Consider the following 25,620-nt stretch of genomic DNA (forward strand, 5'->3'; position numbering starts at 1 on the left):
AACTCGCGTCCCTGGGGCTCGCAGAAGTGGATGCCGAACGGCGAGAAGACCTGGTGCTCACGGCCGGCGCTGCGGTACCGCACGTGGAACCCACGCCCGCGACCGCCTCGTCGAACGTCTCGCGGGTGTTCCCGACACCCGCGGTCGTCGTCTCGCCGCTCACGACGGGATCCAGGAGACCGAACTCGGTGACCTCCCTCCCGTTCAGCGGCGCGTCCGGATGGTCGTCCGTCGGCGCCCCTCGGCGCTCACGAGGCGACGTAGTCGGCGAGGTGCTCTCCGGTCAGCGTCGACCGTGCTGCGACCAGGTCGGCGGGTGTCCCCTCGAACACGACGGTGCCCCCGTCGTGGCCGGCGCCCGGACCGAGGTCGATGATCCAGTCGGCATGCGCCATGACCGCCTGGTGGTGCTCGATCACGATGACCGACTTGCCCGACTCGACCAGCCTGTCGAGGAGACCGAGCAGCTGCTCGACGTCCGCCAGGTGCAGACCGGTCGTCGGCTCGTCGAGGATGTAGACGTCGCCCTTCTCGGCCATCTGCGCTGCGAGCTTGAGGCGCTGCCGCTCGCCGCCCGACAACGTCGTGAGCGGCTGGCCGAGGCTCAGGTAGCCGAGCCCGACGTCGCTGAGGCGGTCGAGGATCTTGTGCGCGGCAGGCGTACGTGCGTCGCCCTCGCCGAAGAACTCCTCCGCCTCCGTCACCGACATCGCGAGCACCTCGGCGATGTTGCGCCCGCCGAGCTCGTACTCGAGGACGGACGCCTGGAACCGGCGCCCCTCGCACTCCTCGCACACCGACTCGACGGTCGCCATGACGCCCAGCTCGGTGAAGATGACGCCGGCACCCTTGCAGGCGGGGCACGCGCCCTCGGAGTTCGAGCTGAACAGCGCCGGCTTCACGCCGTTCGCCTTCGCGAACGCCTTGCGGATCGGGTCGAGAAGGCCTGTGTACGTCGCGGGGTTGCTGCGCCGTGACCCGCGGATCGCGCTCTGGTCGACCACGACGACACCCTCCCGCGGGGCGATCGAGCCGTGGATGAGCGAGCTCTTGCCGGAGCCGGCGACACCCGTCACCACACAGAGGACACCGAGCGGCACGTCGACGTCGACGTCCTTGAGGTTGTGGGTCGACGCCCCGCGCACCTCCAGCACTCCGGCGTGCTCGCGGACCGTCTCCTTGAGCGTCGCGCGGTCGTCGAGGTGGCGTCCTGTGATCGTGTCGCTCCCCCGCAGCCCGTCGACGCTGCCCTCGAAGCAGATCGTGCCGCCCGCGGTGCCTGCGCCCGGACCGAGGTCGACCACGTGGTCGGCGATCGCGATCGTCTCCGGCTTGTGCTCCACGACGAGGACCGTGTTGCCCTTGTCCCGCAGCTGCAGGAGGAGGTCGTTCATCCGCGCGATGTCGTGCGGGTGGAGGCCGATGGTCGGCTCGTCGAAGACGTACGTGACGTCGGTGAGCGAGGAGCCGAGGTGACGGATCATCTTGGTCCGCTGCGCCTCGCCACCCGACAGGGTGCCGGCGGGACGGTCGAGACTGAGGTAGCCGAGGCCGATGTCGCTGAACGCGTCGAGCAGGTGCTGGAGCCCGGCGACGAGCGGCGCGACCCCCGGCTCGTCGATCGTGCGCATCCACACCGCGAGATCGCTGATCTGCATCGCGCAGAGCTCGGCGATGTTCTTGCCGTTGATCTTCGACGACAGCGCCTCCTTGCTCAGGCGGGTGCCGTCGCAGTCGGGACAGGTCGTGAAGGTGATCGCGCGCTCGACGAAGCGCCGCACGTGCGGCTGGAGCGCGTCGACGTCCTTCGAGAGCATCGACTTCTGGATCTTCGGGATGAGCCCCTCGTACGTGACGTTGATGCCTTCGGCCTTGATCCGGGTGGGCTCGGCGTACAGCAGGAGCTGGAGCTCCTTCTTGGTGAACTTCGCGATCGGCTTGTCCATCGGGAGGCCGGCGTTGCTGAAGATCCGGCCGTACCAGCCGTCCATGCTGTAGCCCGGCACGGTGAGGGCGCCGTCGGCCAGCGACTTGGAGTCGTCGTACAGCGCCGTGAGGTCGAAGTCGCTGATGGAGCCCATGCCCTCGCAGCGGGGGCACATGCCGCCCTGGTAGACCGCGTTGCGGACGACCGACTTCTCCTCCTTGCCTCCCTTCTCGGTCTTCATGACGCCGCTCGCCGTCCGGGTGGGGACGTTGAAGGCGAAGGCGGTCGGAGGCCCGATGTGGGGCTCGCCGAGGCGGCTGAACAGGATCCGCAGCATCGCGTTCGCGTCGGTCGCGGTACCCACGGTCGAGCGCGGGTTGGCGCCCATCCGCTCCTGGTCGACGATGATCGCCGTCGTCAGTCCCTCGAGGTGGTCCACCTCCGGGCGCGCGAGCGACGGCATGAAGCCCTGGACGAACGCCGAGTAGGTCTCGTTGATCATCCGCTGCGACTCCGCCGCGATGGTGGCGAACACCAAGGAGCTCTTGCCGGAGCCCGAGACACCGGTGAACACGGTCAGCCGACGTTTGGGGAGCTCGACGCTGATGTCCTTCAGGTTGTTCTCGCGCGCCCCCTGCACGCGGATCATGTCGTGGCTGTCGGCGACCTGCACCGTGGTCATCGTCTCTCCCTCGTCATCAAGCCGTCCTGGTCCTCCACCCTAGGGGCGAGAGCGGTCAGGTCTGGTTGATCCGGAGAAGGTTGCCCGAGGGGTCGCGGAACGCGCAGTCGCGGACGCCGTACGGCTGGTCGGTGGGCTCCTGCACGACCTCCGCGCCGCTCGCCTCGAGCTTCTCGAAGAGCGTGTCGAGGTCGTCGGTCGCGAGGGTGAGCGCGCCGTACGTGCCCTTGGCGATCAGCTCGAGGATCGTCTGGCGCTCCTCCTCGGTGATGCCCGGGTCGGCGGCGGGCGGGGTGAGGACGAGCCCTGTCTCCGGCTGGTTCGGCGGACCGACGGTCAGCCAGCGGAACCCTCCGTACCCGACGTCCTGACGGACCTCGAAGCCGAGCGTGTCGCGGTAGAACGCCAGCGCCGCGTCAGGGTCGGTGTGCGGCAGGAAGGCGTAGTGGATGGTGATCTTCATGGCGGTGACGCTAGCGCCGATCAGGCGGTCGCCGCTTCTCGATTCCTGACCGCCTCGGCGGTCGACCGTGAAGGCTTGCGCGTACGGACGGGGCGGGTGACCTGCTTCGCGATGCAGGCCGGCATGCCCTCGAGGACCGGGATCGTGCCGTCCTCCGCCGCGCGACGGAACGTGCTGGGCGGCACTCCCACCAGCTCGGTGAACCGGGTGCTGAACGTGCCGAGCGACGAGAACCCGACCTCGAAGCAGACGTCGGTCACGCTCAGGTCGCCGCGACGCAGCAGCGCCATCGCTCGCTCGATGCGACGGGTCATCAGGTAGGCGTACGGCGACTCCCCGTACGCGGCACGGAACTGGCGGCTCAGGTGTCCCGCCGACATCCCGGCGCCCCGAGCGAGCCCTTCGACGTTCAGCGGGTGGGCGAACTCGCGGTCGATCCGGTCGCGGACGCGGCGCAGCAGGCCGAGGTCACGGATCCGTTGCTTCTCGGCGGGACTCACGCTCACCCGCCGATCGTGCCACGCACGAGGGCCCGCTATTGACCGATCTATCGAAAAACGATACTTTCAAATCGTTGCTCGATTGATGGAGGTGGCCCATGGGCCGGATCGTCGTCCTTGCCCTACGCGTCGTGCTCGTCCTGGGCTTCGCAGGCTCCCTGTTCGTGCAGGGCGTGATGGTCCCGCTCCTGGCGGTCGACCTCGACGACGCGCCCGCCGGTGTACGAGTGCCCGTCGTCGTGATCGTCGTGCTCGGGATCGTCGCGACCCAGGTCGTGATGATCTGCGTGTGGCGCCTCCTCACGAAGGTGCGGCGCGGCACCGTGTTCACTCATGCGGCTTTCCGCGACGTCGACGTGATCATCGGTGCCGTCGCGGTCGCCTCCCTGCTGGCATTCGCCCTCGGAGTGGTCCTGGCCCCCGGCGAGGCGGTGGCCCCCGGCGTGGTGCTGCTCATCGGCGGGTTCGCGCTGATGGTCGCCGGGGTCGCGCTCCTGGTGTACGTGCTGCGGATGCTCCTCGCCCAGGCGGTCGCTCGCGACGCCGAGGCGACCACCCTCCAGTCCGAGCTCGACGAGGTCATCTGATGGCGATCGTGGTCGACATCGACGTGATGCTCGCGCGCCGCAAGATGTCGGTCGGCGCGCTCGCCGACCGCGTCGGCATCACTCCGGCGAACCTCGCCGTCCTCAAGAACGGCCGCGCCAAGGCCGTACGGTTCACGACCCTGGAGGCGCTCTGCGAGGTGCTGGAGTGCCAGCCGGGTGACCTCCTGCGGTGGGAGCCCGACCCTCCGGACCGCGTCGACATCTCCCCAGCCGAGGGCGCCGCGGGACGCTAGCCTCCAGGCACCGGACGACGCGCCTCAGGAGGCCCCCATGTCAGAGCTCGACGGCAAGCGCATCTTCGTGACCGGCTCGGCTCGCGGCATCGGGCGCGCGATCGCCGCGCAGGCGCTCGCACGAGGGGCTCGCGTCGTGATCAGCGACGTGGACGTCGACGCGGCCGAGGCGACGTGTGCCGCGCTCGACGCGGAGGGGACGGCCAACTGCGACGTCACCGACGAGGGATCGGTGCAGGCAGCCCTCGAGCAGGCCGTCGGGATCCTCGGCGGCCTCGACGTCCTGGTGAACAACGCCGGCATCGAGGTGGCGAGCCCGTTGGCCACCCAGTCGACGGAGAGCTTCGACAGGATCTTCGCCGTCAACGTCCGTGGACCGTTCCTCATGACCAAGGCCGCGGTACCGCACCTCGTCGAGTCCGGCGGCAACATCGTCAACATCGCGTCGGTCGCCGGGCTCGGCGGGAGCCCGCTGCTCGGCTCGTACTGCGCCACCAAGGCTGCGCTCATCCAGATGACCAGGGTCGCGGCGGTCGAGCTGCGCCCGTCGGGCGTGCGCGTCAACGCGGTGTGCCCTGGCTTCGCCGACACGAGCATGGTGGACCGGCTCCGGCCTGACTTCGAGAGCGCGACCCAGATGCCCTTCGGTGACCTCGTCGCGGCGAAGCAGGGGCGTCTCGGCACCGCCGACGACATCGCCGAGGTGGTGTGCTTCCTCGCGTCCGACCGCGCGACCTGGGTGACCGGGAGCGCGTACGTGCTCGACGGTGGGCTCACGGCGAGCCTGGTCTGACCGTCCTGACGTACCGCCGCTGCCACGGCGTCTCCACCGCACGTCGGTGGTAGTGCGCACGGACCCACGCGATCGCGTCGTCCGGGGCGAGCCCGTCGAGCACGCAGAGCACGGCCAGCGCCGTCCCCGTACGCCCGATCCCGCCGCCGCAGCCGATCTCGACACGCTCGTGCGCTGCACGGTCGTACGCCTCGTGCAGCGTCGCCGTCGCCTCGGCCGGGCGCGACGGCACCCAGAAGTCTCGCCACTGGATCCACCGCTGCTCCCACGGCGGCGGGGACGGGCGTGTGCCCGCGAGCTGGACGGCGAGGGCGGGCTCGTCGCCGTTGTCGCGTGGCGCTCGCAGGCTCCGCCCCCGGACGAGCCGGCCCGAGGGCAGCGGAAGGACGCCCGCGGTCTCGACGTCCCAGGAGGTCACCCTCCCGTTCTACCGGACAGCGGGGCCGCTACAGCTCGCTCGCGAGGAGCACGCCGGCGGCGACCGCGGGCGCGAGGTAGAGGAGCGGGAACGGGACGTGCCCGTACGAGCGCGCGCGGACGACGGTGACCACGGCCCCGACGAAGTAGAGGCCGAGCCCGACCGCAGCCGCGACGCCGAGCGCAGGCACGGCGAGGCCCGCGAGCAGGCCGAGGGCGCCGAGCAGCTTCGCCGCCCCGAGCCACGGCCACCAGCGTTCCGGGACTCCGTAGTCCGTGAGGTTGTCGACGATGAACGCCCGGCGGGCCAGCACGCTGACTCCGGAGAAGGCGATCCAGGCGGCGGTGATCACGACGAGGAGCGTCGTCAGGGTTCCCATGGCAGGTCCTCTCGTACGGCGACCCCTCCAGCGGCGGTCGCTCTGTCCGGTCGAACCGCGGGACCGCCACGATGTGACGGGGACGCACGTCACGTTCGCGGGCTGTCACGTGTCTCCCCTACGAGGTGTCGGAACGGAAGGAGTGTGCGGTGAGCGCGGGACAAGATCCAGGCACGGACGACGGCGGGCTCGAGGCGGTGTTCGAGGAGCACCGCCCGACCCTGCGCGCGGTCGCCTTCCGGATGCTCGGGTCGCGCGGCGATGCGGAGGACGCGGTGCAGGACGCCTGGCTGCGCGTCAGCCGCGCCGACGTCTCCGCGGTGGAGAACATGGGCGCCTGGCTCACGACGGTCGTGGCGCGCGTCTGCCTCAACGAGCTGCGGCGACGACGCCAACGAACCGAGGTTCCCCTGGTGCACGTGCCGGACCCGATCGTCAGCCCCGAGTCCGGCGTCGCCGACCCTGAGGAGTCAGCGCTGCTGGCCGACGGTGTGGGCCTGGCACTTCTCGTCGTCCTCGAGACCCTCTCCCCCGCCGAACGGCTGGCCTTCGTCCTCCACGACATGTTCGGGGTGGGCTTCGCCGACCTCGCGGTCCTCCTCGACCGCTCCCCCGACGCGGCGCGCAAGCTCGCCAGCCGCGCGCGCTTACGGGTACGCGGCCAGGCGACGTCGCCCGACCCTGACCTCGCCCGTCAACGTGAGGTCGTGGATGCGTTCTTCGCCGCCTCGCGCGAGGGCGACTTCGAGGCGCTCGTGGCCGTCCTGCACCCCGAGGTGGTGCTGCGGTCGGACGGCGGCGCGGGCAGGCCGCAGCTCACGATGGTGCTCCGCGGCGCCTCGAGCGTGGCGTCGCAGGCCGCGTCGACCGGGCGGCTCTTCCCGTTCGTGCACCGCGTCCTCGTCAACGGCGTGGCGGGCGTCGTCGTGGCGCCGCGCCGCTCCGCGCAGGTCGTCATGGCCTTCACGGTGGTCGACGGCCTGGTGGCGGCCATCGACGTCCTGTCCGACCCGGACCGGCTCGCCTCCCTCGACCTTCGAGGCATCGTCGGGCCGGACGACTCCCCTGCTCAGCGTGCGTGACTCAGCACCGAGGATCGAGCAGGTGACGCCGTCGTGCCCGCTCGAGACCGTCGGCGAAGCCGCGCAGGAACCCGTCGAGGCGGTGCTCCTGCACACGCTCGTGATCCTCCAGGAGGGCCCCGGCGGTGCCGCCACCACGTCGGAACACGAAACCGCGACGGCCGTCGGGCTCGACGTGGAGCCTGGACGCGTGCACGGCGGCATGGCAGCGCCCGCACAGCCCGACCAACCCGTCGAGGTCGGTGCGGCCGCCGCGCGACCACCACATGGTGTGGTGCAGCTCGGCGACCCGGTGGCGGCAGCCGGGGGCAGCGCACGTCCCGCCCTGACGGACGAGCACCGCGATCCTCTGCTTGGGTGTGGCGAGCCGCTGCGCACGCCCGACGTTCAAGACGTCCGCCTGCGGCGTGGGACCGCTCGTCGTCCCGTCGGTGAGGACCGGCGTCACGTCTGCGTCGCAGCTCAGCCGGTCGAAGAGCTCGGGCCCGACCGACCCGAACCCGACCAGCCGCGGAAGCGGCGCACCCGCCTGTCCGGCCAGCCAGGACGCGTCGACCGTCATGTGCAGCTGCGGGCGTACGCCTCGGTCGCTGGGCATGCCGTGGGTCAGCGTGGCGTCGATCAGGTCGCCGAACGCGTCGAGCCGGCGTTGCGCGGGCGTACGAGCGTCGTCACCGTCACGCGGTGCGGAGGCCGCGGTCAGCCACGTGGCGAGCTTCGCGCCGTTGACGAGGTCGAAGAACCCCGTGACGTGGTAGCCCTCTCCGCATCGCGTGAGGGACAGGTCGCGACGGTCCATGCCGCGCTTGTAGGCCTCGTCGAGACGCTCGGGGTAGACCAGCTCGTCCATCCGTGCGATCGCCGCCCGCACGTCCCGCGGCGTCCCGACGCGCGCCAGCGGCAGCAGGATCTCTGCGCTCGCCTCTCTCATGGGGCCGGCGCCTAGCCTGGTGAGGCCGACCGTGAACTCCTCGGCGTGCTCGACGCGTACGTGACCTGCGAGCACCGCCTCGCGCAGCTCCGGGAGGAGCCGCATCGAACGGCCCGCTGCGCGGCGCCGCTTGATCTCGGCGTCGCCCAGGCGCAGCTCGCGGCGTGCCCACCCGAGTGCCGAGGACGCTCCGTCGTCGGCGTACGCCCCGCTCTCGTCGATCCGGTCGAGGACGGCTGCCTTCAGGCCCTCCAGCCGGTCGATCCCGGCCTGCAGCTGCCGCGCCCACGCACGCACCTGCGCGCCGTCGGCGAGAGCCAACGGCTGAGCGCAGACGTCGTCGACGGCCTCGGTGAGGGCGTCGATCATGCGTGAGTCGAACATGCGTCCAACCTAGGAACGCCCTCCGACACCCGCGTCCGCACCGTGCACGTCGTGCCCTCGGCGTCCCGGCGGGCCCGCACGATCGCGGCTACCGTGGGCAGATCCCCCTCTCCTGACCACGAGGAGTGACGAGGACATGCACCTGCGCACGATCGTCGTCGCCGTCGCCTCGGTGCTCGCCGCCGCTCTCCTGGCGCCGCCCCCGGCCTCGGCCCACACCCACGCCTTCCCTGACCGGATCGAGCTGCCGAACGGCTTCATGCCCGAGGGCATCGCTGTCGGGCCCGGCCCCACCGCCTGGTTCGGCTCGCGGGCAGACGGGGACATCTACCAGGTCGACCTGCGTACGGGCGCCGGCGCGGTCGTCAGCCAAGGACCCGGCACCCCCTCGGTCGGCATGAAGTCCGACCGACGCGGCCGCCTGTTCGTCGCCGGTGGACCGGCCGGAGACGGTCGCGTCGTCAGCACCCGTACGGGAGAGATCCTGGCGTCGTACGTGTTCACCTCGGGTCCGTCGTTCGTCAACGACGTCGTCCTCACGAAACGCTCGGCGTGGTTCACCGACTCCTCCAACCCCCAGCTGTACCGCGTCCCCCTCGGTCGCCACGGCAGGCTTCCGGGCGACTCGCACGTCTCGGCGCTGCCGCTGTCCGGTGACTGGGTGCAGGGGACGGGCTTCGCGGCGAACGGGATCACCGAGACCCCGGATCGCAAGGCACTGCTCGTGGTCCACTCGACGCTCGGCGAGCTCCACCGTGTCGATCCCCGCAGCGGGGTCACTCGGCGCGTGGACCTGGGCGGGGTTTCGCTGGTCAACGGCGACGGGATGCTGCTCGACGGACGCACTCTGTACGTCGTCCAGAACCGGCTGAACCAGATCGCCGTGCTCAAGCTGGACCGCGCGGGCCGGTCAGGTCGCCTCGTCGGTGTCCTCACGGATCCCGACTTCGACGTCCCGACGACGGTCGCGTCCTTCGGACGCTGGCTCTACCTGCCGAACGGCCGGTTCACCACTCCCCCCGCAACCGACACGCCGTACTGGGTCACCCGCGTTCCGCGCTGGCGCGGCTGACCCGGGCCGCGTCGCTGCTGGGACGGTCACTCCCCCTGTTGTGGAGGCGGCTGTCGTTCCCGAAGGCTTGGGCCTGTTATTTCTCGTTCTGCCCTTCCTTCAACACTTCTTCATGCCGGGAGCGCCCTGTCGCTGACCACGTGCTTCATGACCAGCGTCGAGTTGAGGCGCAGCACCCCCGGCACCGCAGAGAGCACGTCGTCCTCCAGCTGCGCGTACGCCGCGAGGTCCGTGGTCACCACGCGAAGCATGTAGTCGGGGTCGCCGAACAGCCGCTGCGCCTGCACGACGTTCGGGATCTCCTGCACGGCCGCCTCGAAGCCCAGGAGCGTCTCCCGGTCCTCCTGCTTCATCGTGACGAACACCAACGCCTCGAACGTCAGCCCGAGCGCGACCGGGTCGATGACGGCTCGGTAGCCGCGGATGGCGCCGGTCCGCTCGAGGTCACGCAACCGACGGTGGGTCGGAGACACCGTCAGGCCGACCTTGGCCGCCAGCTCGGTGATGCTCTGCCGCCCCTCAGCCTGCATTGCAGCAAGAATCTTCCGGTCTACGGAGTCCATGGGCACGATCATTCCACCACTCCCCTGTTTTGAGGGAAGAGACAGAAACACTTTCGGGCGGTTCCGGCGTACTTTCCCCCTATGAGCCTGAGTCTGGTCCTCGCCTTCTGGATGATGGCGTTCGCCTTGATCGCCGTCCCCGGTCCCGACTGGGCGTTCACGCTGGCCTCCGGCATCCGCGACCGCGTGGTGTTCCCTGCCGTCGGTGGCCTCATGCTCGGCTACGTCGTCCTGACAGGGATCGTCGCCGCCGGCGTCGGCACGCTCGTCACGCAGACGCCGACGGTCCTGGACGTCCTGACCTTCGTCGGAGCCGCGTACCTGATCTACGTGGGAACCGGCGTCCTCTCCGATCCCGGCACGGTTCAGGCCTCCCCCGACGCCGCGCCGGCGGGCGGCTGGCGTGGCCGGATGCTCCGCGGCATGGGCGTCAGCGGCCTCAACCCCAAAGGCCCCCTGCTCTTCCTCGCGATGCTGCCGCAGTTCACCGACCCGCGAGGGACGTGGTCGACACCGGTGCAGCTCGGCACCCTGGGCCTCCTGTACGTCGCCACGTGCGGCCTCTTCTACACCGCCCTCGGGCTCGGCGCCCGTGCCGTCCTCGGCGCGCGCCCGGCCGCCTCACGCGTCCTCGCGCGCGTGTCGGGGGTCGCGATGATCGTCGTCGGCGTCGCGCTCCTCGCCGAGCGCCTGCTCGCCCCCTGACACGTCGCCGGACACGCCCGGCAATTTCTTGCAGTGTGAGCAGAACTGTGCCTATTGTGTACCGACCGAATCGACTTTATTAATTTGGTGGGTACGCATGCGAAGCCTGGTCCTCCTCACTCTCGTCGGCCTCGGGGCCCAGCTGGTCGACGGCAGCCTCGGGATGGCGTACGGAGTGACGTCGACGACCCTGCTGCTGGCGATCGGGACGAACCCGGCAGCCGCCTCGGCGACGGTCCACCTGGCGGAGATCGGGACGACGCTCGTCTCGGGCGCCGCCCACTGGCGGTTCGGCAACGTCGACTGGAAGGTCGTCGCCAAGATCGGCATCCCCGGCGCGATCGGCGCGTTCGCAGGCGCGACATTCCTCTCGAGCCTCTCCACCGAGGCCGCGGCCCCGCTGATGTCGCTCATCCTCCTGGCGCTCGGCCTCTACATCCTCACGCGGTTCACCGTCGCCGGTCTCCCGAAGGGCAACCTCGGCAAGCCGCTGCGCAAGCGCTTCCTTGCGCCGCTCGGCCTCGTGGCGGGGTTCGTCGACTCCACCGGCGGTGGCGGCTGGGGTCCCGTCGGGACGCCCGCCATCTTGGCCAGCGGTCGCCTCGAGCCGCGCAAGACGATCGGCTCCATCGACACCTCGGAGTTCCTCGTCGCCGTCGCCGCGAGCCTCGGCTTCATCGTCGGCATCGGTTCGCAGGGCGTGAACTACACCTGGGCGCTCGCGCTCCTCATCGGCGGCATGATCGCCGCGCCGATCGCCGCCTGGCTCGTGCGTCACATCCCGCCGCGTCTCCTCGGGTCCCTCGTGGGCGGCCTGATCATCCTCACGAACGTCCGCACGCTGCTCAAGAGCGACTGGATCGATGCCCCCGGTGACGTGCGCTCTGTGGTCTACGTCCTCATCGTCGCACTGTGGGTCGCGGCGGTCGGCTACTCGTTCAAGCGTCACCGCGAGGAGCGTGCTGCCGAGCGCCTCGAGGCCGAAGCAGTCGAGGCGGGCGAGGCCACCCACGCTTAGCCCGCCGAGCGCTTGACCTCGAGCGCGCTTGAAGTCCCATGCTGAGGCGCATGGACACCGACACCCCAGCAACCACCCCAGCAGCTATCCCCGCAGCCCTCACCGACCTCGAGGCGATCGAGCAGGTGGTCGCCGTCGTCGAGCACTCTCAGCAGCACAAGGACCCGGACGAGTTCCTGAGCCTGTTCCATCCTGACGCGGTCTGGACCACCGGGGGCGGCCGCCTCCTCATCGGCCTCGACGCGATCGCCGACTTCACCCGACGGGTTCTGCCTGCCGCCGAGTGGGACGGCCAGGTGACGTACGAGGTGGTGCACGTGCTCTTCATCCGCCCCGACGTCGCCGCCGTCAAGGTGCGCCAGCGCTACCTGACTCCGGGCGAAGAGAGCGAGGGCACTCCTCTCTACGTGATGGCGAAGCAGGACGACGGCCGTTGGCTGTTGACCGCCTGTCAGAACACAGCGGTGGTTGGATGACCTCATGGCTGTTCTCCACCGCGCCGAGATCCGACCGACCAAGCTCGAGCTCCTCGAGGAGTGGCTGCCGTCCCAGCCGTGGGCGGCGACCGCCGGAGAGGGGCCGCTCGAGAGCGTCGGCGCCTTCCGGTTCGACGACCCGGACGGCGAGGTCGGCATCGAGACCCTGCTCGTCCGTCGCGGCGACGGGCCGGTCCTCCAGGTCCCGCTGACCTACCGCGGCGCTCCCCTCGCCGGCGCCGAGGCCGCCCTGATCGGCACGATGGAGCACTCGGTCCTGGGGTCGCGCTGGGTGTACGACGGGGTGGGCGATCCCGTCTACGTGACCGCCGTCCTGCACGCGATGCTGACCGGCGCACGCCAGGCGGACGAGGTCGTGGAGACCGCCGAGGGCCCCGTCCCCCGCGAGAGCACGGCGTCTGCGTTCGGGAGCGGACGCGCCGACGACGCGGTCGCGCCCGTGGGGCAGCCGGACGTGCGGCGCGTCCTCACGGACGAGGAGCCGACCGAAGGCGCCGCCGCCACGCTGCGCGGCCGCTGGCGCGGGCAGGACACCGACGTCGTGCTGGTGACGGTCTGAGCCCTCCGGCCGCTCACGAAGGATCCGGCGCGGTCCTTCGTACGTGCGTCGCGAGCCACCGTCGCGTGGCGTCGTCGGCGGGGACGAACGTCTCGATCGCCAGCTCCTCGACCGTCACGTCGAGCGGCGTGCCGAACGTCGAGATGATCGACAGGAACGTCAGCACGTCGTCGCCGACACGGACCACCATCGGCACGAAGACGTGTCCGCCGTCGGCGCCGCGCTCGACGGGTCCGCCCGGCCTCTCGTACGCGGCGAGCTCGTCGTGGAGGGCGAACATCTCCGCGTCGCCTCGCGCCTCCGCCCCTCGGCGCAGGCTGGAGAGCACGGACTCGCGCCACTGCGGGAGGTTCACCAGGTACGGAGCGAGTCCGTCGGGGTGCAGCGTGAGACGCAGGGCGTTGACGGGCGGCTCGAGCAGGGTGGGCGACGCGAGGGCGGTCAGCGCGGCGACGCCGGCGTTGGCGTCGACGACGTTCCAGAGCCGGTCGACCGCCAGGGCGGGATACGGCTCGTGCGCGACCAGCACCTCGCGTACGGCGGTGCGCGCCGCCTCGAGGTCCTCGTGCGCGAGCGGGCGTTCCGGGAACGCCGGAGCGAAGCCGCCGGACAGCAGCATCCGGTTCTGGTCGCGCGGCGGCACGTCCAGCGCGCTCGCGAGCCGGAGGATCATCTCGCTGCTCGGGCGCGCCCGTCCCGTCTCCACGAAGCTGATGTGCCGGGTGGAGATGCCGGTCTCCGACGAGAGCGCCAGCTGGCTGTAGCGCCGCCGGGTGCGCCACAGACGGAGAAGGTCGCCGAGCGTCTCGCCGGAGGGTCTCGTGGTCTCGGTCTGCGTGGTCACGATGCCCACTCTGGCGCATCCGTGGGTCGACAGCCATGACCTCGGAGGTCATCGACACGCTTCCCCCGCGACCGGCACGGTGGTGCCTCGAGCGAGCCGCACCGGCGGCTCATGACGGAAGGACCCAGCGATGACCGAGCTGACCACCACGGCGAACGAGACCCTCCTGGCGGACTACCTGGCGTTCTGGAACGAGACCGACGCCGGCGTCCGCGCGACGATCGCCGAGCGGACGTTCACGCCGGACGTCTCGTACACCGATCCCCAGGCGGCGGTGAACGGCCGCGACGCCCTGTCGGACCTCGTCGGTGCCGTCCACCAGCAGATGCCCGGGATGCGCTTCAGCCCGGGCGACCTCGTCGACGGGCACCACGACCTCCTGCGGTTCACCTGGAACCTCGGGCCTGACGATGCTCCGGACCTCATCATCGGCGCGGACGTCGCCGTGCTGTCCCCCGAGGGCCGGATGCGTCACATCGCGGGCTTCCTCGACCGCGTGCCGCAGGCCTGACCAGGCAGGACTTACCCCCAGCCCTCTCCCGCCGTAGCCTGGCGGGAGGGGGTGAGGTCATGCACGCGACAGTCGGAGAACGGATCCGGTTCCACGGGCGTACGGTCGGCGCGCCCGACCATGACGGCGAGATCGTGACCGTACGGGGACAGGACGGAGAGCCGCCGTACGTCGTGCGGTTCGACGACGGGCACGAGGCGCTCGTCTACCCGGGGGCGGACTGCGAGATCGTCCGCGGCGAGGGGTCGACCGGCGGCTGAGGCGAGACCCACTGCTTCACGGCCGGCGAGGTCACGCAGAGCAGCACGACGACCCACATCGTCAACCCGGCGAGGATGCTGCTGTCGTCGCTGCTGCCCGCGCCGCCGTCGAGCACGTAGGAAGCCCAGCCGTATCCCGCGAGCACCGCGAAGAACGCGGCCACGAACGCGACGACCACGCGGGCCCAGCGCACGCCGAGCACGGCGAGCGCGAGGAGGATCAGCGGGAGCACGGCCCCCTCCATCTGACCGGCCTGCTGTCCGACGGCGAGGGTGGCGCCCGCGGCGATCAGGAAGAGGCGCCGAGTGTCCAGCGGCATCCTGCGAGGGCTCTTCATGGGCGGAGACTAGCGCAGGGCGAGGCCGCGTCAGGCGCTTCGCGGGGCGTACATGAGGAGGGCGACGCCGGCCAGGCACACCAAGGCGCCGGTCACGTCCCACCGGTCCGGACGGAACCCGTCGACGACCATCCCCCACACCAGCGAGCCGGCGACGAACACTCCCCCGTACGCCGCGAGGATGCGGCCGAAGTTCGCGTCCGGCTGCAGCGTGGCCACGAAGCCGTACGCGCCGAGCGCGAGGACGCCGGCCCCGACCCACACCCAGCCGCGGTGCTCGCGCACGCCTTGCCACACCAGCCACGCGCCGCCGATCTCGAGGAACGCGGCGACGCCGAAGAGCAGGATCGAACGCGTGACGGTCATGGGACATTGTTGCCGCTCGGGCACGAAGACGACGCACGGGCATGGGGAGGTGGGACAGCGCGCACGCCCGCGTGGCAGCATCGTCTCGTGCGACACGACTCATCCCCTGGCGTCGGTGTTCCCCGTCCGGCCGTTCCTCCGCTCTGCTCGACCGCCCTCACGCTCGCGGGCGCCGGTGCCGGGCGCACGGCCGTCGTGATCGGGTGCGCCAACGGCGCCGAGACGACCGCGCTGCTGGCCCTCGGCTGGACGGTCATCGGCATCGACGAGGACCCGGACGTCCACGAGAAGCTGCATGCCCTCACCGACGAGGCGTCACGTGAGCGGCTGACGTCCGTCGTCGGCAGCGCCGCGGGCCAGGACCGCCTCCCCGAGGCCGACCTCGTCCTCACCCGGAGCGCGCTGCTCGGCGAGCACGCGACGTCGCTGTGGCCGCGGATCGTCGAGGCGCTGCGGCCGGGCGGGATCCTCGCCGCGCGTCTCACCGAGGCGACGGCGCGGCGGCTGCGCGGGTGGGAGCTGCTGAGCGAGCGCTACACCGGCGCCACGCTCGAGGTCGTGGCCCGCCGCCCCTGAGCGTGCACGGCGGCCACGACGGGCGGTGTCGCCGCCGTCGTGAGTAGATTTCCCGTATGGACATCACGCGCTTCGGTCACGCTGCCCTTCTCGTCGAGTCCGGCCCCCACCGGGTGCTGATCGACCCCGGGACCTTCAGCCGGGACGAGGCGTTCGACCTGACCGATCTCGACGCGATCGTCGTGACCCACCAGCACCCCGATCACGTCGACCCTGCCCGGATCGAGCGGCTGCTCGCCAAGAACCCGTCCGCTCGCCTGCTCGCCGAGCCACAGACCGTCTCGGCGCTCGACGGGCTCGGCGTCTGGGAGGCCACGGCCGCCGACGTGACCGTCGAGCTCGGCCCGTCGATGACGCTGACCGGCGTCGGGTTCGTCCATGCGGTGATCCACCCGGACATGCCGAGGATCGGCAACGTCGGTGTCCTGATCGAGGCCGAGGACCTCCGCCTCTTCCACCCCGGCGACTCGTACGCCACGGTCCCCCCACGGGTCGACGTGCTCGCGGTGCCGCTGAGCGCGCCGTGGGCGAAGGTGAGCGAGACGGTCGACTTCGTCCGCGCCGTCAGCCCGCGGGTCGTCTTCCCGATCCACGACTGCACGGTCTCCGAGCTGGCGTACCAGGTCTACTGGGGACGGGTCGCCGAGATGGGTGGCGCCGACGAGCCGCTTCTCCTCGGCCAGGACGGGAAGACGACGGTGTGAGATGACCGCGGGCGCGCACGGTCGTCGGGACCGCTCCGGGGACGAGGACCTCGGCGGCCGCCTCAACCAGCTGCGCGCCGGCGTCCTGGGCGCGAACGACGGCATCGTGTCGACCGCCGGCATCGTCATCGGCATGGCGGCCGCGACCACGCGGGTACCGGTCATCCTCGCCGCAGGGCTGGCGGGTCTGGCAGCAGGCGCCCTGTCGATGGCCTCCGGCGAGTACGTGTCGGTGAGCACGCAGCGTGACACGGAGCGGGCGCTGCTGGAGGCCGAGCGCGAGCAGCTGGCCCGCGACCCCGACGCCGCCCTGGACGAGCTGACGCACGAGTATGTCGGCAAGGGCCTCAGCGAGAGCCTCGCCCGTCAGGTGGCGACCGAGCTCAGTGCCGGCGACGCGCTCGCGGCGCACGCGGACGCCGAGCTGCACCTCGATCCTGACGAGCTCACCAACCCGTGGCAGGCGGCGTTCGCGTCGATCGTGTCCTTCACGATCGGCGGGATGCTTCCCCTCCTCGCCATCATCTTGTGCCCCGTCGAGGTGCGGATCCCGGTGACGTTCGGTGCGGTCGTCCTGGCGCTCGTCCTCACGGGGTGGGTCAGCGCCCGTCTCGGCCACGCCCCACCGGGCCGCGCGACCGTCCGGACGGTGATCGGGGGCGCGCTCGCGATGGTGACGACCTACGTCCTCGGTCGGGCCTTCAACGTCTGACGCTCACGACTCGAGCAACAGCTCCGCGACGACCTCGTCGATCTCGTCGCGGACCGCCAGCTTGACGTCGTCGGGCGCGAAGGACGCGTCGACGGCCGCGCGGGCGAGGTCGGCCAGGTCGGCCAGGCTGAGGCCGAAGGCGTCGTGCGCCAGCTGGTATTCGTGCTCGAGCGTCGTGTCGAACATCCCCGGGTCGTCGCTGTTGAGCGTCACCAGCACCCCGGCGTCGCGCAGCACGGGGAACGGGTGCTCCTCCAGCGACGCGACAGCGCCCGTGCAGAGGTTGGAGGTGGGCGCGATCTCCAGTGGGATCTGACGCTCGACGAGCTCCGCCACGAGCGCAGGGTCGTCCGCGGCGCGGATCCCGTGGCCGATCCGGACCGCGCCGAGGGCGTCGAGTGCGTCCCGTACGGTCTGCGGGCCGGTCGTCTCCCCCGCGTGCGGGACGCTCTTCAGACCGAGCGCCCGTGCCCGCGCGAAGACCTCCGCGAACTGGGGCCGCTCCACCCCGATCTCGGGACCGCCCAGACCGAACCCGACCGACCCCTCCGGCGCGTATCGCTCGACCCAGTCGATGGTCCGCTCCCCCGACGGCAGGCCGAGCTCGCCGGGGATGTCGTAGATCCACCCCAGCACGACGCCCTCCGTACGAGCGCGTGCGCGGCCGCGGGTCAACGCCTCCGCGAGCTCGTCCGGTGCGATCCCCATGAGCAGCTGGCTGTCCGGCGTGACGGTGAGCTCCGCGTACCGGATGTTCTGCGCGGCCATGTCGGCCCCCACACCCGCCACGAGGTCCTCCACGTCCTGCGGGGTCGTGACGAGCTGGTTGGTCTGGATGTAGACCTCGATGAAGTGCGCGAAGTCGCGGAATCGGTAGAAGTCGCGCAACGTGGACTCGTCGACCGGAACCCCGACCTCGGGGTGACGTCGCGCGAGCCCGAGCACCGTCTCGACGGAGGCGGCGCCGAGCAGGTGGACGTGCAGCTCTGCCTTGGGAAGGGCGTGCACGAAGGGATCGACCGGGCGCCCGCGCTCGGTCACCGACACGGCGGAGGGGTTGCTCATCGCGCCATTGAACCACCCCGTACGGTGGGTGCGGGTGTCTGCGCTCGGGTCCGGCACTCGCGTGACGTGACACGCGGAACACTTCGACCTTTGACGATTTATCTCAGATATGAGATACGGTGGAGCCCATGACTGACGACTACCTGACCCGGATCGGGAACCTCATCCGCGACGCGCGGAAGCATCGCGGCCTGACCCAGGCGGAGCTCGCTCAGCTCCTCAAGACCAGCCAGAGTGCGGTGAACCGCATCGAGCAGGGCCAGCAGAACCTCACCCTCGAGATGCTCGCCCGCATCGGCGCCGCACTCGACTCGGAGTTCGTGGCCCTCGGCACCTCCGGCCCGAGCCACCTGCGCGTCGGCGGCGAGACCAAGCTCTCCGGCTCGATCGACGTCAAGTCCTCCAAGAACGCCGGCGTCGCCCTGCTGTGCGCGGCGCTGCTCAACGAGGGCCGGACCACGCTGCGCAAGGTCGCCCGGATCGAGGAGGTCAACCGGCTCCTCGAGGTGCTGGAGTCCATCGGCTTCAAGACCACGTGGATCGGTGACGAGGGCGACCTCGAGCTGGTGCCCCCGGCCACCCTCGACCTCTCGTCGATCGACGCCGAGGCCGCGCGTCGTACGCGCAGCATCATCATGTTCCTCGGCCCGCTCATGCACCGCGAGCAGACCTTCGAGATCCCGTACGCCGGCGGCTGCGACCTCGGCACCCGTACGGTCGAGCCGCACATGACGGCCCTGCGGCCCTTCGGGCTCGAGGTGAAGGCCACCGAGGGCAGCTACCACGCAACCGTGGACTCGTCGGTCTCCCCCGAGCGGCCGATCGTGCTGACCGAGCGCGGCGACACCGTGACCGAGAACGCGCTGCTGGCGGCCGCCCGCTACGACGGCGTGACCGTGATCCGCAACGCCAGCCCCAACTACATGGTCCAGGACCTCTGCTTCTTCCTGGAGCGCCTCGGGGTCGAGATCGAGGGCATCGGCACCACCACCCTTCGCGTCACGGGACGCTCGCGGATCAACGTGGACGTCGAGTACGCGCCGAGCGAGGACCCGATCGAGGCGATGAGCCTCATCACCGCCGCGATCGTCACCGAGTCCCAGATCACCGTGCGCCGCGTCCCGATCGAGTTCATGGAGATCGAGCTCGCGCTGCTCGAGGAGATGGGCTTCACCTACGACCGCAGCGCCGAGTACCTCGCCGAGAACGGCCACACGCGCCTCGTCGACATCACGACGCACCCGTCGGTGCTGCACGCGCCGATCGACAAGATCCACCCGATGCCGTTCCCGGGCCTCAACATCGACAACCTGCCGTTCTTCGCCGTCATCGCGGCGACGGCGTCCGGGACCACGCTGCTGCACGACTGGGTCTACGAGAACCGCGCGATCTACCTCACCGAGCTCAACAAGCTGGGCGCCAACGTCAAGCTCCTCGACCCGCACCGCGTGCTCATCGAGGGGCCGACGCGCTGGCGCGCCACCGAGCTGGTCTGCCCGCCGGCGCTGCGGCCCGCCGTCGTGATCCTCATCGCGATGCTGGCCGCAAAGGGCACCTCGGTGCTGCGCAGCGTCTACGTCATCAACCGCGGCTACGAGGACCTCGCCGCGCGCCTGAACGCGCTGGGCGCGGAGATCGAGACCTTCCGCGACATCTGAGCCAGACCCGCGCCGCGTTGGTGCGTGGGTGGTCACGGCGCCGCGCCCGGTGACCACTCACGCACCGATGCGCGAAGCGCTCCGCGGGTGAACCCCGGAGCGGCATACTGGCCCAGTGACCGACCAGGTGCCGCCGTTCCTCGCCTCGCCGACGCCGGTGGCGTACGCGCACCGAGGCGGCGCGCACTACGGCCCCAACCACGGCATCGAGAACTCCCTCGCCGCCTTCGAGAACGCCGTCAGGCTCGGCTACCGCTACCTCGAGACGGACGCACGGACGTCTGCGGACGGCACGGTCTTCGCCTTCCACGACACCTCGCTCGACCGTACGACCGACCGGCGGGGCGTCCTCGCCAAGCTCCCCGCGCGTGAGGTGCAGCGCGCCCGCATCGGCGGCCGCGAGCCCATCCCCCTGCTCAGCGAGATGCTGGCCGCGTTCCCCGACGCGTACGTCAACATCGACGTGAAGGAGGCGGCCGCGGTCACGCCGACCCTCGAGGCGATCGCACGGGCCGGTGCAGAGGACCGGGTGTGCCTGGCGTCCTTCTCCCACCGCCGCCTCGCCAAGATCCGCGCGGTCGCGCCGCACCTGCCCACCTCGGCGTCCCCGCCCGAGATCGCCCGCGTGCTGGCCCGACCCTGGCGCGTCTTGCCGCGGCTGCGCGCCGGCGGCGTCAGCTGCGTCCAGGTCCCGACACGGCGCGGCTGGCTCGAGATCGTGACACCCCGGTTCGTCCGCACCGCCCACGACCTGGGCCTCGCGGTCCACGTGTGGACCATCGACGACGCCGACGAGATGCACCGTCTCCTCGACCTCGGGGTGGACGGCCTCATGAGTGACCGCATCGACGTCCTGCGTGACGTCCTGACCGCACGCGGCCAATGGACCGGAGGAGCTCCGAGATGACCCTCGCCAACCCTGCCGACGGCGCCGGCACGGCGGTCGACCGCCGCCGCGAGCAGCGCGCCTGGTACTGGTACGACTGGGCCAACTCGGCGTACATCACGAGCGTCGGGACCGTCCTGATCGGCCCGTACCTCACGTCCGTCGCCGAGCGGGACGCCTGCGGGAGGGTCGGGACGGCGGACAACCCGTGCCACGCCGACGTCGACCTCTTCGGGCTCGGGCTCTCGGCGGGCTCGCTCGTCTTCTACGTCGTCACGTTCGCGACCCTTCTGTCGGCCCTGATCCTCCCGGTCGTCGGCGCCGTGGCCGACCGCGTCGCCTCGAAGCGTCGCCTCATGGCGCGGTTCGCCTGGACGGGCGCGGCGGCCGCGTGCGCGATGTTCTTCGTGACCGGCAGCAACTGGGAGCTGGGCGCGGCGCTGCTCGTCGTCGCCAACCTGTGCATGGGGGCGTCGCTGACGGTCTACGACGCGATCCTGGTCGACGTCGCGACCCCGGACGAGCGCGACCGCGTCTCGTCGCGGGGTTGGGCCTTCGGCTACCTCGGCGGCGGCACCCTCCTCGTCCTCAACCTCGGTCTCGTGCTCGGCGCGGGCGACGCCATCGGCACCGACACGGCCGTCCGGATCAGCCTGCTGTCGGCCGGTCTGTGGTGGGGCGGGTTCACGATCCGCGCCTACAAGGGGCTGCGGGACCACCCCCCGGCGCCCCTCCCCGACGGCCTCGAGCGTACGGAGGGCGCGCTCGTCCGCCGGAGCTTCGGGCAGCTGTGGACCACGCTCAAGCACCTGAAGAACTATCCCCAGACGATGCTGTTCCTGATCGCCTACCTCTTCTACAACGACGGCATCCAGACCGTCATCTACTCGGCGTCGATCTTCGGCCAGAAGGAGCTCGGCTTCTCGGCGGAGGTGCTCATCGCCACGATCCTCCTCGTCCAGTTCGTCGCGATCGCCGGAGCCCTGTCGTTCGGCGCCATCGCTCAGCGCGTGGGTGCGCGGCGCACGATCATGGGCGGCCTGGTCGTCTGGATGGGGATCGTCTCGGCCGGCTACGTCATGCCGAAGGGTGAGGTCGTCCCGTTCCTCGTGCTGGCCACCGGCATCGGGATCGTGATGGGGGGAACACAAGCCCTCTCACGGTCGTTGTTCTCGCAGATGATCCCCCGCGGGCGGGAGGCTGAGTACTTCTCGCTGTACCAAGCTGCCGAGCGCGGCACCAGCTGGCTCGGTACCCTGGTCTTCGGTCTGGTGCACCAGCTGACCGGCTCGTACCGACCGGCGATCTTCGCGCTGATCGCGTTCTTCGCCGTCGGACTTGTCCTCCTGGTGCGCCTGGACGCAAGACGTGCGATCACGGACGCGGGGCGCGAGGTGCCCCGCACCGTCTGAGGCAGCGTGGCGTAGAACACGCTTTGCTCTCAGGGGAATCTCACAAGCCCCCGATACGTTGGACAGGGCGTACGGAAACGGACAGACGTGGCCGTACGCATCGGACGATAATGAAGTCGGGAGGGCAGTGATGGCAGAACGCGCACTCCGGGGGGCGCGCCTCGGAACCCAGAGCTTCGAGGATGAGCGTGGCGTGGAGATGGCTCCGCGTCAAGAGGTGGAGTACGTCCTCCCCGACGGTCGTACGTTCACGGTCACGATGGCCGACGACGCCGAGATCCCTGCCGAGTGGGAAGACCCGCGGACCGGCAAGATGGGTCGGCTCGTCGACGGCACCGAGCCGGAGCACAAAGAGGTCAAGGCCCCGCGTACGCACTGGGACATGCTGCTCGAGCGGCGTTCGATCCCGGAGCTCGAGGAGATCCTGACCGAGCGGCTCGAGCTGCTGCGGGCCGGCGAGATCGGCCCCGCCCACCTGCACCGGCCGTCGAAGACCAAGACCAAGGCCAAGCCGAAGGCGCGCAAGCGCTCCGCCTGATCTCGAACGCCACCCTTCTCGGGAACCCGTTCGACATCCCCTGAACGCCTGGGTCGCACCGTCCCCCCGTGGTGCGGCCCAGGCTCTTTCCTGCCCCGGGTCAGTCGTCGACGACTTCGCCGCGTACGACGGGGCCGGAGCCAGCAGGCCCGCTCCCCCGCCGTTGGAACTGCTCGGCGACGACCCAGGTGCCCTGCTTCTCGGCCCAGCGGCGGCTGCGCGCGCGTACGGCCTTCTTCACGGGCGGGAGGAGCAGCAGCGCCCCGAGCACGGCGGTGAGGAAGCCGGGAACGGCGAGGAGCACGCCGGACAGCATGGTCAGCCCGCGGCCGTGGTGGCCCGCAGGCGTGACGCCCTCACGTGCGGCCAGGCGCAGGTCCTGCCAGCCGCGTCGTCCGGTCTCGCGGATGATGAGAACGCCGATGAGCGACAGCGCCAGGAGCGCCACGATCACGGGGCCCACACCGATCCAGCTCGCGAGCGCGACGACGATGGCGATCTCGATGACGGGGAGCAGCAGGAAAGCTGCGGTGAATGCTCGGCGCACCCTCATCTCGTCACCCCCTCACTGTCCTGCCTTCGAGCGTACGCGGCGCAACCAATCCGCACGGTCGTGCACGCCCCAGACCGTGATCCGCCACAACGCCTCGCGGACGATCGCGCCGTCCATCTTGGACTCGCCGGCGACCCGCTCGACGAAGGTGATCGGGACCTCCCGGACGTCGAACCCGCGGCGTACCGCCCGCCGGGCCAGGTCCACCTGGAAGCAGTAGCCCTGCGACGCCACGTGCCCGTCGAGGATCGCGCGCAGCGCGTCGGCCCGGAACGCCCGGTAGCCGCCGGTCGCGTCCTTCAGCGGCAGCCCGAGCGCCATGCGCGTGTACAGGTTGCCGCCACGCGAGAGCACCTCGCGGCTGCGCGGCCAGTTGACGACCTCGCCTTCGGGCACCCAGCGCGACCCCAGGACCAGGTCGGCTCCGGCGTCGATCTCCTCGAGGAGCCGGGAGAGCTGCTCGGGTTGGTGAGAACCGTCCGCGTCCATCTCGACCAGGACCTCGTAGCCCCGCTCCAGGCCCCAGGCGAAGCCGGCGAGGTAGGCGGCGCCGAGGCCGTTCTTGGCGGTCCGGTGCAGGACGTGGACCTGGGGGTCCGTGGCCGCGAGGCCGCCCGCGAGGCGTCCCGTGCCGTCCGGTGACCCGTCGTCGACGACGAGCACGTCCACGTCGGGCGTGGCCTTGCGGACCCGACCGACGAGCGGGACGACGTTGTCCGCCTCGTTGTAGGTCGGGACGATCACGAGGGTCTTCACCGGCGACGCACCTTCCGCCGCACCATCCCCGCGACCAGCACCACACCGACCACGACGAGCGCGGCACGCTCGATCCACACGCCGAACCGCGTCCCGGTCGTGACCGAGGTCGCGGCCCGGACCTCCTCGGAGAGGTACGCCGGCTCTTGCACCGGTGCCGTCGCCTGCACGCTACCGTCCGGGGCGATCACCCCGCTGATCCCGTTCGTGGAGGGCACCGCCACGTACCGGCCCGACTCGATCGCACGAAGCCGGGAGATCTGCCACTGCTGCTCCGGCTGGGGCGTGCCCGTGAACGTGGCGTTGTTGGTCTGGACGACGAGCATCTCGGCACCGTCCATCACGGCGTCGCGGACGAGCCCGTCGAAGACGACGTCGAAGCAGGTCATCGTGCCCACGACACCGTCACCGATCCGCACCGCGCCCGACTCGTCTCCCGAGAGCATGTCGCGCGGCACCTCCTCGGCGAGCAGCGGGACGAGCCACTCGGAGAAGTCGCGCATGGGGACGTACTCACCCCACGGCACCAGGTGCTGCTTCACGTACTGGTCACCGGCGCCCGTCTCGGGGTCCCAGACGACAGAGGCGTTGTACGCGGTGTCGTCGGTCGGTCCGTCGAGGATCGCGCCGACGAGGATCGGGGCGCCGACGTCACGCGCCGCTCCGGCGATCATCGCGCCGGCGTCGGGGTCGGTGATCGGGTCGAGGTCGGAGGCGTTCTCCGGCCACAGGACCATGTCGGGCTGCGGCAGCTCTCCGGCTCGCACCCGCGCGGCGTACTCCGAGGTGACCCGCACGTGGTTCTCGAGGACCTCGCGCTGCTCGCCGTACCACTGCGCGCCGGTCCCGGGCACGTCTCCCTGCACCACCGCGATCTGGAGGCTGCGGCCCTCCCCCGCCAGGCCGACCGGGAGCACAGCGCCGACGGCGAACACGGCCCCGATGGCGGCACCGCCTGCGACAAGGCGACGAGCACGCCCGGCCTCGGGCGCCGGCCGTGTGAACGCCCAGACCGCGAGCGCGGCGGTGAGGAACACCGCGCCGGACAGCGCGGAGACCCCCAGCCAGCGTGCGATCGAGGCCAGCGGCGTGTCGACGGCGGCGAACGCCAGGCGTCCCCACGGGAACCCACCGAACGGCAGGAGGCTGCGCAGCATCTCCGTGGCCATCCACGCGAGCGCACCGAGGAACGGCCAGGCACGCCACCGGACGAGGACGGCGAACACCGCGCCGAACCCCGCGTAGAAGAGTCCCTCGAACGCCGCCAGCGCCACGTACGCGCCGGGGACCTCGAAGACCAGCACCCAGTTGAGGAGGACCAGCAGGAACGACGTCCCGAAGACCCATCCGACCCAGGCGCCCACGGCGGGTGACGCGCCGCGCAGCGCGACGACCAAGAGGACGAGGCCGGGCCAGACCAGCCACGGCAGACCGACGGGCGCGAAGCCGCAGGAGACCACGAGCCCCGCGACCACGGCCGAACCGGTCCGACGAAGCCAGGTCCGGTCGAGTGAGGAGAGGACGGGTGGCACGTCACTACGCTACCGAACGGCCACAGCGGACCTCGCGGAGAGGCCGGAACGAGATCCGCCAGAGGCCTGGCACCCTTCGGACCAGCGTGCGCTGT

32 protein-coding genes are annotated in these 25,620 nt (G+C 70.9%); 18 read left to right on the plus strand and 14 right to left on the minus strand.

What is annotated here, in order from left to right:
• Positions 1-248: 248 nt before the first annotated feature.
• Genes NYZ95_RS17230 through NYZ95_RS17240 form a run of 3 tightly spaced genes read right to left on the minus strand, consistent with a single transcriptional unit; the run spans position 249 to position 3,578 of the window.
• A complete protein-coding gene (locus NYZ95_RS17230) occupies positions 249-2,609 on the minus strand; it encodes an ATP-binding cassette domain-containing protein (protein ID WP_262852563.1) in 2,361 nt (786 codons plus the stop codon).
• 55 nt (positions 2,610-2,664) lie between these two features.
• On the minus strand, positions 2,665-3,072 hold the full coding sequence (locus NYZ95_RS17235; RefSeq protein WP_262852564.1) for a VOC family protein: 408 nt from the start codon (positions 3,070-3,072) through the stop codon (positions 2,665-2,667).
• Positions 3,073-3,092: 20 nt separating this feature from the next.
• Positions 3,093-3,578 carry a helix-turn-helix transcriptional regulator gene (locus tag NYZ95_RS17240; RefSeq protein ID WP_262852565.1) on the minus strand — a complete coding sequence of 162 codons (486 nt, stop codon included), beginning with the start codon at positions 3,576-3,578 and terminating at the stop codon, positions 3,093-3,095.
• A 92-nt stretch (positions 3,579-3,670) separates the two neighbouring features.
• Here NYZ95_RS17240 and NYZ95_RS17245 point away from each other — a divergent pair, with 92 nt between their 5' ends.
• The 3 genes from NYZ95_RS17245 to NYZ95_RS17255 are packed head-to-tail and all read left to right on the plus strand — an operon-like array spanning position 3,671 to position 5,206.
• A complete protein-coding gene (locus NYZ95_RS17245; protein WP_262852566.1) occupies positions 3,671-4,159 on the plus strand; it encodes a DUF2975 domain-containing protein in 489 nt (162 codons plus the stop codon).
• On the plus strand, positions 4,159-4,413 hold the full coding sequence (locus tag NYZ95_RS17250) for a helix-turn-helix domain-containing protein (protein ID WP_262852567.1): 255 nt from the start codon (positions 4,159-4,161) through the stop codon (positions 4,411-4,413). The genes NYZ95_RS17245 and NYZ95_RS17250 overlap by 1 nt, the downstream gene beginning before the upstream one ends.
• Positions 4,414-4,450: 37 nt before the next feature.
• A complete protein-coding gene (locus NYZ95_RS17255) occupies positions 4,451-5,206 on the plus strand; it encodes an SDR family NAD(P)-dependent oxidoreductase (protein WP_262852568.1) in 756 nt (251 codons plus the stop codon).
• Here NYZ95_RS17255 and NYZ95_RS17260 read toward each other — a convergent pair.
• The gene (locus tag NYZ95_RS17260; protein ID WP_262852569.1) at positions 5,187-5,624 is read right to left on the minus strand and encodes a phosphatase domain-containing protein; all 438 of its coding nucleotides are present in this window, start codon (positions 5,622-5,624) and stop codon (positions 5,187-5,189) included. The two genes, NYZ95_RS17255 and NYZ95_RS17260, sit on opposite strands and share 20 nt — an antisense overlap.
• A 28-nt stretch (positions 5,625-5,652) precedes the next feature.
• Positions 5,653-6,003, minus strand: a complete 351-nt coding sequence (locus NYZ95_RS17265) for a DoxX family protein (protein WP_262852570.1) — start codon at positions 6,001-6,003, stop codon at positions 5,653-5,655.
• Positions 6,004-6,152: 149 nt separating this feature from the next.
• On the opposite strand from NYZ95_RS17265, the gene NYZ95_RS17270 reads away from it, so the two are divergent.
• Positions 6,153-7,085, plus strand: coding sequence for a sigma-70 family RNA polymerase sigma factor (locus NYZ95_RS17270; protein WP_262852571.1), 933 nt, complete (start codon positions 6,153-6,155; stop codon positions 7,083-7,085).
• 1 nt (position 7,086) lies between these two features.
• Here NYZ95_RS17270 and NYZ95_RS17275 read toward each other — a convergent pair whose 3' ends face one another.
• Positions 7,087-8,400 carry an HNH endonuclease gene (locus NYZ95_RS17275; protein ID WP_262852572.1) on the minus strand — a complete coding sequence of 438 codons (1,314 nt, stop codon included), beginning with the start codon at positions 8,398-8,400 and terminating at the stop codon, positions 7,087-7,089.
• Between the two features lie 136 nt (positions 8,401-8,536).
• Between NYZ95_RS17275 and NYZ95_RS17280 the strand changes: the two genes are divergently transcribed.
• Positions 8,537-9,472, plus strand: coding sequence for an SMP-30/gluconolactonase/LRE family protein (locus tag NYZ95_RS17280; protein WP_262852573.1), 936 nt, complete (start codon positions 8,537-8,539; stop codon positions 9,470-9,472).
• A gap of 110 nt (positions 9,473-9,582) precedes the next feature.
• Here NYZ95_RS17280 and NYZ95_RS17285 read toward each other — a convergent pair whose 3' ends face one another.
• Positions 9,583-10,047, minus strand: a complete 465-nt coding sequence (locus tag NYZ95_RS17285) for an Lrp/AsnC family transcriptional regulator (protein WP_308212259.1) — start codon at positions 10,045-10,047, stop codon at positions 9,583-9,585.
• A gap of 69 nt (positions 10,048-10,116) precedes the next feature.
• On the opposite strand from NYZ95_RS17285, the gene NYZ95_RS17290 reads away from it, so the two are divergent.
• The 4 genes from NYZ95_RS17290 to NYZ95_RS17305 all read left to right on the plus strand — a co-directional run bounded on the left by NYZ95_RS17290 (position 10,117) and on the right by NYZ95_RS17305 (position 12,814).
• Positions 10,117-10,740: a LysE family translocator gene (locus NYZ95_RS17290; RefSeq protein ID WP_262852575.1), complete on the plus strand. Its 624-nt coding sequence runs from the start codon at positions 10,117-10,119 to the stop codon at positions 10,738-10,740.
• A 97-nt stretch (positions 10,741-10,837) separates the two neighbouring features.
• Positions 10,838-11,758 carry a sulfite exporter TauE/SafE family protein gene (locus tag NYZ95_RS17295; RefSeq protein ID WP_262852576.1) on the plus strand — a complete coding sequence of 307 codons (921 nt, stop codon included), beginning with the start codon at positions 10,838-10,840 and terminating at the stop codon, positions 11,756-11,758.
• A 50-nt stretch (positions 11,759-11,808) separates the two neighbouring features.
• Positions 11,809-12,234 (plus strand): SgcJ/EcaC family oxidoreductase, encoded by a 426-nt coding sequence (locus tag NYZ95_RS17300; RefSeq protein ID WP_262852577.1) that lies wholly within the window; start codon positions 11,809-11,811, stop codon positions 12,232-12,234.
• Positions 12,235-12,238: 4 nt separating this feature from the next.
• The gene (locus NYZ95_RS17305; protein ID WP_262852578.1) at positions 12,239-12,814 is read left to right on the plus strand and encodes a CG0192-related protein; all 576 of its coding nucleotides are present in this window, start codon (positions 12,239-12,241) and stop codon (positions 12,812-12,814) included.
• A gap of 13 nt (positions 12,815-12,827) precedes the next feature.
• Here NYZ95_RS17305 and NYZ95_RS17310 read toward each other — a convergent pair whose 3' ends face one another.
• Entirely contained in the window at positions 12,828-13,658 is an 831-nt protein-coding gene (locus NYZ95_RS17310; protein WP_262852579.1) for a helix-turn-helix domain-containing protein, read from the minus strand.
• 130 nt (positions 13,659-13,788) lie between these two features.
• Here NYZ95_RS17310 and NYZ95_RS17315 point away from each other — a divergent pair, with 130 nt between their 5' ends.
• Complete coding sequence (locus NYZ95_RS17315) at positions 13,789-14,169, plus strand: nuclear transport factor 2 family protein (protein ID WP_262852580.1); 381 nt, start codon at positions 13,789-13,791, stop codon at positions 14,167-14,169.
• A 59-nt stretch (positions 14,170-14,228) separates the two neighbouring features.
• Positions 14,229-14,429, plus strand: coding sequence for a DUF1918 domain-containing protein (locus NYZ95_RS17320; RefSeq protein ID WP_262852581.1), 201 nt, complete (start codon positions 14,229-14,231; stop codon positions 14,427-14,429).
• On the opposite strand, the gene NYZ95_RS17325 is transcribed toward NYZ95_RS17320, so the two are convergent.
• The gene (locus tag NYZ95_RS17325; protein WP_262852582.1) at positions 14,375-14,767 is read right to left on the minus strand and encodes a hypothetical protein; all 393 of its coding nucleotides are present in this window, start codon (positions 14,765-14,767) and stop codon (positions 14,375-14,377) included. The genes NYZ95_RS17320 and NYZ95_RS17325 overlap by 55 nt on opposite strands.
• Before the next feature lie 30 nt (positions 14,768-14,797).
• Positions 14,798-15,133, minus strand: coding sequence for a YnfA family protein (locus tag NYZ95_RS17330; protein WP_262852583.1), 336 nt, complete (start codon positions 15,131-15,133; stop codon positions 14,798-14,800).
• Between the two features lie 87 nt (positions 15,134-15,220).
• Between NYZ95_RS17330 and NYZ95_RS17335 the strand changes: the two genes are divergently transcribed.
• Genes NYZ95_RS17335 through NYZ95_RS17345 form a run of 3 tightly spaced genes read left to right on the plus strand, consistent with a single transcriptional unit; the run spans position 15,221 to position 17,125 of the window.
• A complete protein-coding gene (locus NYZ95_RS17335; RefSeq protein ID WP_262852584.1) occupies positions 15,221-15,709 on the plus strand; it encodes a class I SAM-dependent methyltransferase in 489 nt (162 codons plus the stop codon).
• 56 nt (positions 15,710-15,765) lie between these two features.
• Positions 15,766-16,413, plus strand: a complete 648-nt coding sequence (locus NYZ95_RS17340) for an MBL fold metallo-hydrolase (RefSeq protein ID WP_262852585.1) — start codon at positions 15,766-15,768, stop codon at positions 16,411-16,413.
• Between the two features lies 1 nt (position 16,414).
• A complete protein-coding gene (locus tag NYZ95_RS17345) occupies positions 16,415-17,125 on the plus strand; it encodes a VIT1/CCC1 transporter family protein (RefSeq protein ID WP_262852586.1) in 711 nt (236 codons plus the stop codon).
• Positions 17,126-17,128: 3 nt separating this feature from the next.
• Here the strand turns inward: NYZ95_RS17345 and add are convergent, their stop codons facing one another.
• Positions 17,129-18,190, minus strand: a complete 1,062-nt coding sequence (add, locus tag NYZ95_RS17350; RefSeq protein WP_262852587.1) for an adenosine deaminase — start codon at positions 18,188-18,190, stop codon at positions 17,129-17,131.
• Between the two features lie 128 nt (positions 18,191-18,318).
• Here add and NYZ95_RS17355 point away from each other — a divergent pair, with 128 nt between their 5' ends.
• The 4 genes from NYZ95_RS17355 (at position 18,319) to NYZ95_RS17370 (ending at position 22,684) form a co-directional block, all read left to right on the plus strand.
• Entirely contained in the window at positions 18,319-19,848 is a 1,530-nt protein-coding gene (locus NYZ95_RS17355) for a helix-turn-helix domain-containing protein (protein ID WP_262852588.1), read from the plus strand.
• 115 nt (positions 19,849-19,963) lie between these two features.
• Positions 19,964-20,755 (plus strand): glycerophosphodiester phosphodiesterase family protein, encoded by a 792-nt coding sequence (locus tag NYZ95_RS17360; RefSeq protein ID WP_262852589.1) that lies wholly within the window; start codon positions 19,964-19,966, stop codon positions 20,753-20,755.
• A complete protein-coding gene (locus NYZ95_RS17365; protein WP_262852590.1) occupies positions 20,752-22,146 on the plus strand; it encodes an MFS transporter in 1,395 nt (464 codons plus the stop codon). Before NYZ95_RS17360 ends, NYZ95_RS17365 begins: the two co-directional genes overlap by 4 nt.
• Before the next feature lie 130 nt (positions 22,147-22,276).
• A complete protein-coding gene (locus tag NYZ95_RS17370) occupies positions 22,277-22,684 on the plus strand; it encodes an RNA polymerase-binding protein RbpA (RefSeq protein WP_262852591.1) in 408 nt (135 codons plus the stop codon).
• Positions 22,685-22,784: 100 nt separating this feature from the next.
• Here NYZ95_RS17370 and NYZ95_RS17375 read toward each other — a convergent pair whose 3' ends face one another.
• The 3 genes from NYZ95_RS17375 to lnt are packed head-to-tail and all read right to left on the minus strand — an operon-like array spanning position 22,785 to position 25,525.
• Complete coding sequence (locus tag NYZ95_RS17375) at positions 22,785-23,237, minus strand: FxsA family protein (protein ID WP_262852592.1); 453 nt, start codon at positions 23,235-23,237, stop codon at positions 22,785-22,787.
• 12 nt (positions 23,238-23,249) lie between these two features.
• Entirely contained in the window at positions 23,250-23,993 is a 744-nt protein-coding gene (locus NYZ95_RS17380) for a polyprenol monophosphomannose synthase (protein ID WP_262852593.1), read from the minus strand.
• Entirely contained in the window at positions 23,990-25,525 is a 1,536-nt protein-coding gene (lnt, locus tag NYZ95_RS17385; protein ID WP_262852594.1) for an apolipoprotein N-acyltransferase, read from the minus strand. Before lnt ends, NYZ95_RS17380 begins: the two co-directional genes overlap by 4 nt.
• Positions 25,526-25,620: the final 95 nt, after the last annotated feature.

The organism is Mumia quercus, assembly GCF_025506335.1.
Classification (GTDB): Bacteria; Actinomycetota; Actinomycetes; order Propionibacteriales; family Nocardioidaceae; genus Mumia; species Mumia quercus.

Bases quoted from the DNA above. Each gene is read 5' to 3' on its own strand.
- NYZ95_RS17345 (WP_262852586.1), top strand. From the start codon at position 16,415: ATGACCGCGGGCGCGCACGGTCGTCGGGACCGCTCCGGGGACGAGGAC.
- NYZ95_RS17305 (WP_262852578.1), top strand. From the start codon at position 12,239: ATGGCTGTTCTCCACCGCGCCGAGATCCGACCGACCAAGCTCGAGCTC.
- NYZ95_RS17320 (WP_262852581.1), top strand. From the start codon at position 14,229: ATGCACGCGACAGTCGGAGAACGGATCCGGTTCCACGGGCGTACGGTC.
- NYZ95_RS17250 (WP_262852567.1), top strand. From the start codon at position 4,159: ATGGCGATCGTGGTCGACATCGACGTGATGCTCGCGCGCCGCAAGATG.
- NYZ95_RS17285 (WP_308212259.1), bottom strand. From the start codon at position 10,047: ATGATCGTGCCCATGGACTCCGTAGACCGGAAGATTCTTGCTGCAATG.
- NYZ95_RS17235 (WP_262852564.1), bottom strand. From the start codon at position 3,072: ATGAAGATCACCATCCACTACGCCTTCCTGCCGCACACCGACCCTGAC.
- NYZ95_RS17375 (WP_262852592.1), bottom strand. From the start codon at position 23,237: ATGAGGGTGCGCCGAGCATTCACCGCAGCTTTCCTGCTGCTCCCCGTC.
- NYZ95_RS17325 (WP_262852582.1), bottom strand. From the start codon at position 14,767: ATGAAGAGCCCTCGCAGGATGCCGCTGGACACTCGGCGCCTCTTCCTG.
- NYZ95_RS17280 (WP_262852573.1), top strand. From the start codon at position 8,537: ATGCACCTGCGCACGATCGTCGTCGCCGTCGCCTCGGTGCTCGCCGCC.
- NYZ95_RS17365 (WP_262852590.1), top strand. From the start codon at position 20,752: ATGACCCTCGCCAACCCTGCCGACGGCGCCGGCACGGCGGTCGACCGC.
- NYZ95_RS17265 (WP_262852570.1), bottom strand. From the start codon at position 6,003: ATGGGAACCCTGACGACGCTCCTCGTCGTGATCACCGCCGCCTGGATC.
- NYZ95_RS17230 (WP_262852563.1), bottom strand. From the start codon at position 2,609: ATGACCACGGTGCAGGTCGCCGACAGCCACGACATGATCCGCGTGCAG.
- NYZ95_RS17340 (WP_262852585.1), top strand. From the start codon at position 15,766: ATGGACATCACGCGCTTCGGTCACGCTGCCCTTCTCGTCGAGTCCGGC.
- NYZ95_RS17290 (WP_262852575.1), top strand. From the start codon at position 10,117: ATGAGCCTGAGTCTGGTCCTCGCCTTCTGGATGATGGCGTTCGCCTTG.
- NYZ95_RS17355 (WP_262852588.1), top strand. From the start codon at position 18,319: ATGACTGACGACTACCTGACCCGGATCGGGAACCTCATCCGCGACGCG.
- NYZ95_RS17330 (WP_262852583.1), bottom strand. From the start codon at position 15,133: ATGACCGTCACGCGTTCGATCCTGCTCTTCGGCGTCGCCGCGTTCCTC.
- NYZ95_RS17300 (WP_262852577.1), top strand. From the start codon at position 11,809: ATGGACACCGACACCCCAGCAACCACCCCAGCAGCTATCCCCGCAGCC.
- add (WP_262852587.1), bottom strand. From the start codon at position 18,190: ATGAGCAACCCCTCCGCCGTGTCGGTGACCGAGCGCGGGCGCCCGGTC.
- NYZ95_RS17275 (WP_262852572.1), bottom strand. From the start codon at position 8,400: ATGTTCGACTCACGCATGATCGACGCCCTCACCGAGGCCGTCGACGAC.
- NYZ95_RS17315 (WP_262852580.1), top strand. From the start codon at position 13,789: ATGACCGAGCTGACCACCACGGCGAACGAGACCCTCCTGGCGGACTAC.
- NYZ95_RS17370 (WP_262852591.1), top strand. From the start codon at position 22,277: ATGGCAGAACGCGCACTCCGGGGGGCGCGCCTCGGAACCCAGAGCTTC.
- NYZ95_RS17295 (WP_262852576.1), top strand. From the start codon at position 10,838: ATGCGAAGCCTGGTCCTCCTCACTCTCGTCGGCCTCGGGGCCCAGCTG.
- NYZ95_RS17245 (WP_262852566.1), top strand. From the start codon at position 3,671: ATGGGCCGGATCGTCGTCCTTGCCCTACGCGTCGTGCTCGTCCTGGGC.
- NYZ95_RS17255 (WP_262852568.1), top strand. From the start codon at position 4,451: ATGTCAGAGCTCGACGGCAAGCGCATCTTCGTGACCGGCTCGGCTCGC.